At 66.2% G+C, this 9,468-nt stretch carries 5 protein-coding genes and 1 pseudogene; 3 read left to right on the top strand and 3 right to left on the bottom strand.

Going from position 1 to position 9,468, the window contains the following annotated elements:
- The first annotated feature begins 331 nt into the window (after nucleotides 1–331).
- Nucleotides 332–840: pseudogene (gene tssJ, locus HDG33_RS18280) on the top strand (type VI secretion system lipoprotein TssJ).
- Between the two features lie 13 nt (nucleotides 841–853).
- On the opposite strand, the gene HDG33_RS18275 reads toward tssJ, so the two are convergent.
- The 3 genes from HDG33_RS18275 to HDG33_RS18265 all read right to left on the bottom strand — a co-directional run bounded on the left by HDG33_RS18275 (nucleotide 854) and on the right by HDG33_RS18265 (nucleotide 5,176).
- Nucleotides 854–1,447, bottom strand: a complete 594-nt coding sequence (locus HDG33_RS18275; protein ID WP_184031842.1) for a ParB-like protein — start codon at nucleotides 1,445–1,447, stop codon at nucleotides 854–856.
- Nucleotides 1,448–1,533: 86 nt separating this feature from the next.
- The gene (locus HDG33_RS18270) at nucleotides 1,534–3,186 is read right to left on the bottom strand and encodes a murein transglycosylase A (RefSeq protein ID WP_184031840.1); all 1,653 of its coding nucleotides are present in this window, start codon (nucleotides 3,184–3,186) and stop codon (nucleotides 1,534–1,536) included.
- 37 nt (nucleotides 3,187–3,223) lie between these two features.
- A complete protein-coding gene (locus HDG33_RS18265; RefSeq protein WP_184031838.1) occupies nucleotides 3,224–5,176 on the bottom strand; it encodes a serine/threonine-protein kinase in 1,953 nt (650 codons plus the stop codon).
- A gap of 277 nt (nucleotides 5,177–5,453) precedes the next feature.
- On the opposite strand from HDG33_RS18265, the gene HDG33_RS18260 reads away from it, so the two are divergent.
- Complete coding sequence (locus tag HDG33_RS18260; protein ID WP_311548338.1) at nucleotides 5,454–7,718, top strand: CHAT domain-containing protein; 2,265 nt, start codon at nucleotides 5,454–5,456, stop codon at nucleotides 7,716–7,718.
- A gap of 20 nt (nucleotides 7,719–7,738) precedes the next feature.
- Entirely contained in the window at nucleotides 7,739–9,412 is a 1,674-nt protein-coding gene (locus HDG33_RS18255; RefSeq protein WP_184031836.1) for a ShlB/FhaC/HecB family hemolysin secretion/activation protein, read from the top strand.
- Nucleotides 9,413–9,468 lie beyond the last annotated feature (56 nt).

Genomic DNA, 9,468 nt, shown 5'->3' with positions numbered 1-9,468 from the left:
CAGACGCTCGGCTGGGACTCCCCCGAGGAAGCAATGGCTAAAGAGTTAGAGAAGGCCGGATTAGCTAAACGTTGCACTTGACTCTTGAGACTGCCGACTCAGACCGATAGTCCCAATCCTCACGAACGGCCCGCGCGGATGAATGCGGCGGACGGCACACTGACCACGTGATCGCTTGCTAACGGGGCAGCAAGGAAAAAAGCCTCGAACACGAGGCGTGATCGACCTTGCCCACTATAGCGAGTTACTCGCCGAGCAACTGTGAACAAATGTCGCAGTCGAATCGACCGGCGAATTCGCGAATAAATCTGAATCGTCGCCGTAAAGACCCATGAACGTCTCCGTTGCGTCCGTCGCGCTGCTGTCGGCATGCGGCGCCTGGCAATCCGTATCGGACGCGTCGTCGAGCGCTTATCACGCGGTGTTTTTCAAGCAGATCAAGGTACTCGACATCGATCTGTCCGCGCGCGAAGCGCTGAACCCCGACGATGCTGGTCGTGCGACATCGGTCGCGGTGCGCGTGTATCAGCTGAAGGACCGCAAGATGTTCGATGGGGCGTCGTACGAGGGGATCTGCTGAAGAACGACCGCACGGTGCTCGCGCAGGACTTGCAGGCGAGCATGGCATCGGTGCTGAATCCCGGTGCGTCGGCAAGCCTGTCGCAGCCGATGCGGGCCGACACGAACTATGTGGCGGTCGTCGCGTTCTATCGCAATCCGGGTAGCGGGGATGGTTGGAAGTATGTGAACGGGAAGAAGAAGCTCGATGCGGACAAGCCGTTGAAGATCTCGTTGATGGATCAGTTTCTAGTGCCGGCGGGCAGTGCGGCCCACGATTAAGCGGGCCGCCGACTCAATCCGTGCGACCGAGATAGCCCGGTAGCCCCAATGCAGAGTCGCTCCTGGCCAGCCGCAAGGCTTCCTTGAGCAAAGCTGTGAACTTCTCGTCGCTATCGGGCCGCGGCAACGTCGCGCGAAAGAAGTCGGCCCAGCGAAATTCTTCCAGCGGGACACTGGTTTTTTCATAGCCGCCGGCATCGCGGACCGCTGCCGCGAGGCTTCGGTATTCATCGTCCTTCATTTCCCACACGTGCTCCGCCAATTCGGCAAACGGCCGGCGCACGCCTTGCGCGTCATACGGAAAGGTCCATCGTTGGTTTTCCATGCTGAGCCAGAACGATGCCCACGTGTACGACGAAAGATCCCGCACCAGCACGACCGGAACCGAGCGCACGCCCACCTGCCACAGCGCCGCCGCCACATGGTGATGATCGATCGCGAACGGTATGCCGTTGGGTCCGCAGACGACCGGTATCGGCTTTTCGGCGATGGCCATCTCCAGGTCATGGCTGCTCAGGGACCGGTATTGGCGGGCTTTTTCGCGGACCTCCCGCGCGCCGTGGGTCATTTGTGTGGGACGGAGCTCTTCGATTTGCCGCGTGTCCATGTCGGTCTCCTTGTCTGGATGCGTTGACGCGGCTCCCGCAAATTTCATGCCCCCGGGCGAGCCGTCGCCCACTTTCCGCCAGACGTCTACGGCGCATCGTCCACACACAGCACCGGATCGCTGACCAGACAATCCGCATCAGACGCGGCAGGCCCGCCGCCGCGCGTTTTCAACGACGTCTGCTGCGCGGCGATGCGCAATCCCTTGGGCAGCAGCACCCACATGCGCAGCCGCTCTTTGGTGTGGCTCGCCTGGGTCTGCGCGGTTTGACCGAAGCCGTAGAAGTAGTCGGCTCTGACGGCGCCCTGAATCGCACCGCCCGAGTCCTGCGCGAGCATCAGGCGGTTGATCGCGCCGGGTGCCTGTGGGTCGTCACGCGTGGACACGAATACCGGCGCGCCGAGCGGCGTGGTGCGCGGATCGACGGCCACCGAGCGGCCCGCGGACAACGGCACGCCCAACGCGCCCAGCGGACCGTTCGGCGAATCAGGGATCACACGAAAGAACACATAGCTCGGATCCGAAACCGCATACACGGGATGAGGTTTCGGCGTGGTCGTCGCCAGGGTGAAACCGCGCAGCAACGGCGACGTGGGTTCGCCATCGTCACCGTCGGCGGGCGCCGCGTTGCCTTCGTTGCTCGTAGCGGGCGCGCCGTCGTCGCTGATGTCGACCTCGATCTCCATGCCGCGCACGACGAGCTTGCGCGCCCCGGCCGTCGCGTTGCCGCTGTGCGCGAGCGGCGGCAGGAACGGCCGGCCGTTCTGTTCCGCATAGGCGAAGCGGCGAATCGAGCCGTCGCTCATGCGGACCTTGCCCGCGCCTTGCAGCTGCATCGAGTACAACATCACGGGGTCGTCGACATAGGCGAGGATCGGCGCCTTAAGTGCGCCGCGCTCGATCTCGGCGCGCGTGTAGTACGGCACGATGCGCCCGCCATCGAGCCGCAGTCGAATCTTCTTGTCGCGGATATCCGGCACGCTATCGCGCAGGTCCAGCGCGTAGACGCCTTTGAGGTCGCCACTCGTCGTATCGCTGAGCGGGATCACGTTACGTCCATCGATGCGAGCCGCGCTCACGTCACCTCGCGCGCGGTCCGGCAGACGCCGCGCGTCGATGTAGAGCATGTCGGCCGGCGTGCCATAGACCGGATAAAGATAGGCGCCGCCGTACTGCTGGCTGCCATTGAGCAGCGGCTCGTAGTAGCCGGTCATCGTACCGTCGAGCGAGCGGTCGGGATTGCGGATCTGGTACGCGTTGAAATACGTTTCGAAGAATCGCCGGATCGCCGCGACGTCGCCAACGTCCACCGCTCGCGCGGCATTGCACGGTTCCGACCAGCCGCTGCGCGCGCCGAGCACGGTGCAGCTGCGGCGAAACGCTTCCCATGACGCGGTGACGTCGTCCGTGTCCCACCCGGGCAGGTCGGCGAAAGCGATCGGCTCGTAGTAAGCGTGGCGCGTGGCGAAGCCGCCGCTCAACGCAGCCTTGGGACGCGGGTTATTCGAGCCGGTGGACGTGCCCGAGACCGTCGCATGTGTCGTTACGGGAGCCGGTGTCGGCCCAGGCATCGTCGGCGGCGCGGGTGGCGATGCTTGCGCCGTCGGCGCCGCCTGCTCGACCGGCGATGTCGCGGTATGGCTCGTCTCCCCCAGGATGACGCTGGTCGCGGGCGTGTTGCTCGCGCAAGCCGCGAGCGTGGCTGTCAGCGCAAGCAGGAGAAGCTGAGCCCGTTGCATGCGGCCTCCTTGCGGACCATCGCGAACGTCGCGCGCGCTAGCCTGGCGGCTTGACGGCATCGATGGTGAACGTGGCGGCGCCGAACGCGCCGGCGCAATCCGCCGTGCCTGCCGGGCAACGCGGCTTGCCCGCGAACGGCGAGTAGCGCGGGCTGCGACGCGGGGCCGCTTGCTGCTGGGCATCAGCGGGGAATGACTGGAACGGCGCCGCGGACTTCAATCCTCCGTCGGAAAAATCGCGCGGCGTCGTCGACACCAGCGTCAGAAAGTGGTTGGGACCAGGCGGGTTGCCCGCCAGCATCGGCCAGCTGGCGCGCGGCAACGACAGCGTCTGACCGGCGGCGATCCGGTTGTTGCGATCGAGTCCGTTCGGAAACAGCATCAGGTACTGACCGTCCGGATCGACCATGAACACATACACGTAGCCCGCGCGGTTGCTGTCGAGTTTGAACTGCAGATAATCCTTGCCGATCGTGGCGGACGTGCTGCGCGGTGTGGCGGTGATCTGAATCGATGGATCGGCCAGCGTCACGATTCGCTCGAGTTCGCTCGCGGGGGTGAAGGGCGCGAGGTTGTCGGCCTGCGCGGGTGGTGTGGCGGGCGCGGCAACCGTGGCGAGCGAGGCAGGAGCAACCGGGGCAACAGCAGCAACGGCTGCCGGGCTTTGAGCGGCATTGCCAGGCGTCGGCGCAGCCGTGTCGCGCGCATCCGTGCTTGCCGTGACAGCCGGGCTCGCGGCCGGTGGCGAACGCATGGCAAACCACGTACCGACCGCCGCGAGCGCCACGACGCAAACGGCACCTGCTGCGATCAAGCCCGTGCGTTTCTTTTGACTACCGCCAGGCGCAGGAACGGCCGCTGTGCCTGGCTCTTTGTGCTTCGCCTCGACTGTCGCGGCCGTCGTTGTTCGCGGCGCATTGGTATCCGCTGTCTCGACGGAAGCGCGAGTCGTAGGTTCGATCGCCGCAGCGGCGTCATCTCGCGTATCGATGGCAATGCCCAGTTCGTCCGCCAGCGCCTGAACGCTTTGCGGGCGCTGTTCGGGGCGGACCGCGAGCGCATGGTCGATCGCGCGCAGGAACCGCTCGCTATAGCGGCCGGCCGCCGCCGTGGCGAGCGGCACATACGTGTCGCTCATCAGTCTGCCGACCGACGGCGGCGGTGTCTTGCCCTGAATCGCGAAATAGATGACCGCGGCGAGTGCGTACACATCGGTCCACGGCCCCTGTTTCAAGGCCGCCACTTCGGCATATTGCTCGACGGGCGCATAGCCGGGCTTCAGGATCACCGTCAAGGCCTGGGTCATGTCGCCGATCACGCGCCGCGCCGCGCCGAAGTCCAGCAGCACGGGGCGGCCGCTGCCCTTGAGCAGCATGATGTTGTCCGGCGCAATGTCGCGGTGATAGCACTGCGCCGCATGCAATACCGCCAGTGCTTCGAGCAGCGGCGCGAGCAGGGCGCGCAGCCATGCTTCATCGGGTGGGGCACTCATGCGGCGCAAGCCGTCGCGCAGCGTCTCGCCCTCGTAGTACGGCATCACCATGTACGCGGTGCCGTTGGCCTCCCAGAACCGGTACACCTTGACGAGCGAATGATGATCGAAGCGGGCGAGCAGCCGAGCCTCGTTGATGAAGCTTTTCAGGCCGGCGCGAAAGGTGTCTTCATGACGTTCCGAGCGGACCGACACTTCGGCCGCGCCGACGCGCGAGGCCAGCGCAGCGGGAATGTATTCCTTCAGCGCGACGTGACGTCCTAGCTGGGTGTCGTAGGCGAGATAGACGATACCGAAGCCGCCTTCGCCAATCAGATCGACGATCTCGAACTCGCCGAGCCGTGTGCCCGCGGGCAGCGCATGTTGCGCGTTCGAGCCCTGCGCGGCGGGGCGGGTGACGACTGTGCGATCGGCGTCCGCCGCTTCGGCGGGGTTCTGCTGGCCGTCCGGTCCGGACGCCCGTTGCACGATCACGGTTTTGTCGTCGGGGCTGCTCATCGGCTGTGGCTCCCTGGAGGGTACGACGGCAGAGCCCGGCACACGCGAGCGCCACCCTCACGCGCAGGCGCGTCCGTCCTTAAGACGAATGAGCGGGTCATTTTTTGAAATCAGGCGGGCGCGCGTGCCTGAGCGGTGGTCCACGTGCGGCCGCCGGTTTCAAAATCGGCCGGCCGGATTCGTCTATACGGTGTTAGTCAACCGCTGCGTGCAGCTTGCGGGTTGTACGCGCATTCCATCCCAGCCGCTTCCTTTTGCCTTCTTGCAGGAAGTTGAAGTGAACGAGCGCCAAGGCTTATCGAGCGGGATGGGACACCGCGTCGTGCGACGCGACTCGCGGCGCGCGCTCGTCGCATGGGCGCACCGGATCGATGCCGCGTGGATCACGGGCGCGCTCGTCATGGGCTCGATGCTGCTGGGCGCGGCGGGCAATACGCTGGCCGCTGGCACGTCCGCCGCCGCGGCGCGGCCCGCGAGCGCCGTGGCCCTCGCGCCCGAGTCGTTCGGCTTTCGTCAGGCCGATGAACGCGAACGCGACGCCGAAACGATCAACACGTTGACGTCCGAGGGACGTCTGCTGCTGTCGCGAGACCGCGTCAAACTCCCTGCCTACGACTATTGCAGCATGTCCGTCGCGGCCGCCGAGCGTGGCGACTTCCGCGACAGCGTCGATGCCGCGGCGCGCGCCCTGGTGGTGGCCGGGCAGACCAACAATGCGGATCTGGCGGCCCTGTCCAAACGCGATCTCGCGATCGCCTACAGCTATGCCGGCGACCTCGACAACGCCGAACGCTACGCCCGCGATGCGCTCGCTTCGACGCCGAAGGCGCCCGAGCAGGTCTTTGCTCCGGCCAACAAGGTGCTCGGCGATGTCGCGTTGCGCCGGGGCAAGCCGCAGCAGGCGCTGGCCGCCTACGAAGACGCGCTCACGACCGCCTCGCCGCGTTACAAACCGCTGGTGCTGATGTCGATCATCAACGCGCAGCTCGCCGAGGGCGATACGCCTGGCGCGCGCCGAACCTTCGATGCCGTCGGCGCACCGGCCACCGCGGAACTCGCGCCCGCCTACCGGCGTATCGAAGGCAATCTGCTGCTGGCCGAAGGCAAGCCCGAGGATGCGAAACACGCGTTCGAAGCGCTGTTGAGCCAAAGCGGCAATTCCAGCGACGCCAACTACGACCGCCTGTGGGCCCACGAAGGAATCGGCCGCGCCGACCTCGCGCTCGGCGACAAGCCGCATGCGCGCGAAGCCTACCTGCTGGCCGTCGACGACTCCGAGAAAATCCGCGCGCGGTTTCGCAGCGACGAGTTCAAGACGGCACTGTTCGGCGACACGCAAACGGTATTCGAAGAGGCCATCGCGCTGACGGTCGAAGCCGGCGACTACGAGAGCGCCTGGAGCCTGTCCGAACGCAGCCGGGCGCGTGCGCTGCTCGACGTCGTGCGCAACCGCGTCGACGCCGGCGTCGACGACCGTCAATTGAACGGGCAGGTGCCGAGTCTTGCCGCGACGCGCGGCGCGCTCCGACCCAACGAGGCGATCGTCGAATTTCACAGTCTGCCCAACGAGCTGATCGTCTGGGTGGTGCGCAACGATGGCCTGACCGGCCACACCTTGCCGATCGCGCGCGCGGACATGGATGCCGCCGTGACCGACCTGCGCAATGCGATCGTGCGTCGGCGACCGGCCGCGCTGACCTATGGCGACAAGCTCGATGCGTTGCTGATCGCGCCGCTCGGCTTGCGCGCCAACGAGCGGCTCATCATCGTGCCGCACGGCGCGCTGCACTATCTGCCGTTTCAGGCGCTGCACGATGCCAACGGCTTTCTGATCGAACGCCATGCGATCGCGCTCGAACCATCGGCGAGCGTCGCGGTACAACTCGCGCAACGCCAGCAGAAGATCGCGAGCGATCTGGTCGCGTTCGGCAATCCGACCATCACACCTGCCTATGCGCTGCCGGGGGCCGAGGCGGAAGTGCAGGGCATCGCGCCGCTGTTCGCGCGCAACGAGGTGTTTCTGCATAGCGATGCCACGCGCCTGAGCTTTCGCGACAACGCGCCCGCCGGACGCGTGCTGCACGTGGCGACGCACGCCCAGGCCGACACGATCGATCCGTTGCACTCGAGCATCCTGCTCGCGCCCGCGACGCAGCCGGCCGACGGCCCGGACGCGCTGCTGGCGAAAGACATCTACAACCTGAAGCTCAACAACGTCTCGCTCGTCACGCTGTCGGCCTGCGAGACGGGGCTTGGCCGGATCGCGCGCGGCGACGAAATTCTCGGCTTCACGCGCGCGTTCTTCTATGCGGGCGCCACCAGCCTGATCGTGTCGATGTGGCCGGTCGCGGACGAATCGAGCGCGCTGACGATGCGCACCTTCTACGCGCAACTCGCGCAAGGCCATGACGCGATCGACGCGATGCGCACCGCGCAACTGGCGGTTCTGCACACCCCGCGCTTCGCGCATCCGTTCTTCTGGGCGCCATTCGATCTGATGGGTGGCTGGCGTTTGACCATCGCGCGTCAGCAGCAGGGATGAACCAAACAGACCCGAGACCGATGAACAGACTCCGACTGATCGCCGCGGCGGTGTCCTGCAGTAGTGCGCTCGCGTGGGGCCAGACGCTGCCGAACGCGGGCAGCATCCTGAACCAGACGGCGCCGCGCGAGACCCGGCCGGCGCCGCCGGGCGGCACTCAGGCGTTACCCGCCGTGCCGCCGCCGGCGGCGCCCGTGACGGCGCCCGGCCCGACCTTCCTGCTGAAGAGCATCACGTTGAAGGGCAACGACACGATCGCCAGCGACGCGCTGCTTGCGCCCGTTCAGGACAAGCTCGGCAAGCAAACCAGCTTCGCCGGGCTCGAAGAGATTGCCGCGCGCATCACGCAGATTTATCGCGATCACGGCTATCTGCTCGCCCAGGTGGTGATCCCGCCGCAGGACGTCACGTCCGGCAACGTCGAAATGAGCGTGCTTGAAGGGCGCGTCGGCCATGTGCGGCTCGACATCGCGGCCGGCACGCCGATCCGCGAAGATCTGTTGCGCGCGCGGGTCGCGCAGATTCCGTTGGGCAAGCCGCTGCAGCAGCACGAACTCGAACGGACCATGCTGCTGCTGTCCGATCTGCCGGGTATTCAGGTCTCCTCGGCAATCGAAGCGGGCGAGGAGCCGGGCACGGTCGATCTGACCGTCAACGTCGCGCCGGCCAAACGCTGGACCTTTGCGCTCGATGTCGACAACTTCGGGGCGGAGTCCAGCGGTACCTGGCGGCTCGGTGCGCTCGCGCGCCTGAACTCGCCGTTCATGATCGGCGACAACCTGGACCTGCGGCTGCTCGGCAGCGAACGCGGCGACACCCTTTACGGGCGCGTCGGCTACGAAGCGCCGATCAATGCGCAAGGTACGCGCGTCGGGGTCGCGGTGTCGCGGCTCAACTATGCGCTCGGCCAGGAATTCGCGTCGCTCGATGCGCAGGGCGAGGCGACCGTGGTGGACTTCACGCTCACGCATCCGCTCGTGCGCACACGCAATCAGAGCCTGTTGGGGCGCGTCAATTTCGAGTATCGCGACCTGATCGACAACGTCGGCATCGTCGATCAACACAATCCCAGATCGCTGGTGGAGGGCAGTATCGGCCTGAGCTATGAAAGCCGCGACGCGCTGTTCGGCGGCGGCTTCAATAGCGCGGATGTCGAGCTGTTGATTGGCAGTCTGCATTTCCGCAACGCGCAAGCCGAGGCGCTCGACGCCTCGCCGCTCGGGCGCGACACGCAAGGCACCGAAGTGCGCGCCACTTTCTTCGCCAACCGCCTGAACGCGATCACCGAGCGGCTCAGCGTATTCGCCGGCGTGTCCGGCCAGTGGGCCGGAACCACGCTCGACAGTTCGTCGCGCTTCCTGCTCGGCGGCCCGCACGCGGTGCGCGCTTATTCGCCGTCCGAGGCACTGGTCGACGAGGGTTTCGTCGCCACCCTCGAAGGGCGCTTTGCGATCGATGCGCGGGCGACCGTGTTCACGTTCTTCGACTTCGGTACTGGGTGGTACAACGCCACGCCGCGTCCGGGCCAAGGGTCGAACGTGATCACGCGCAGTGGCGCAGGTCTCGGCGCGTTCTGGGCCGCGCCGGGCGGCATTGCGCTACAGGGCACGGTCGCATGGCGCACGACCGGGCCCGATACGACCGGCAACGACAGGCTGCCGCGCTTTTATGTGCAACTGACCAAGACGTTCTAGCAGGCAGCGAAACGAAACGAAACGACAAGCAGCAGCAATCTGTGCCGAGGTGTGCG

This window comes from Paraburkholderia sp. Cpub6 (assembly GCF_014201065.1).
Taxonomy (GTDB): domain Bacteria; phylum Pseudomonadota; class Gammaproteobacteria; order Burkholderiales; family Burkholderiaceae; genus Paraburkholderia; species Paraburkholderia tuberum.
Note: the sequence above shows the minus strand (reverse complement) of the source record. Positions and strands in the feature narration are given on the sequence as shown.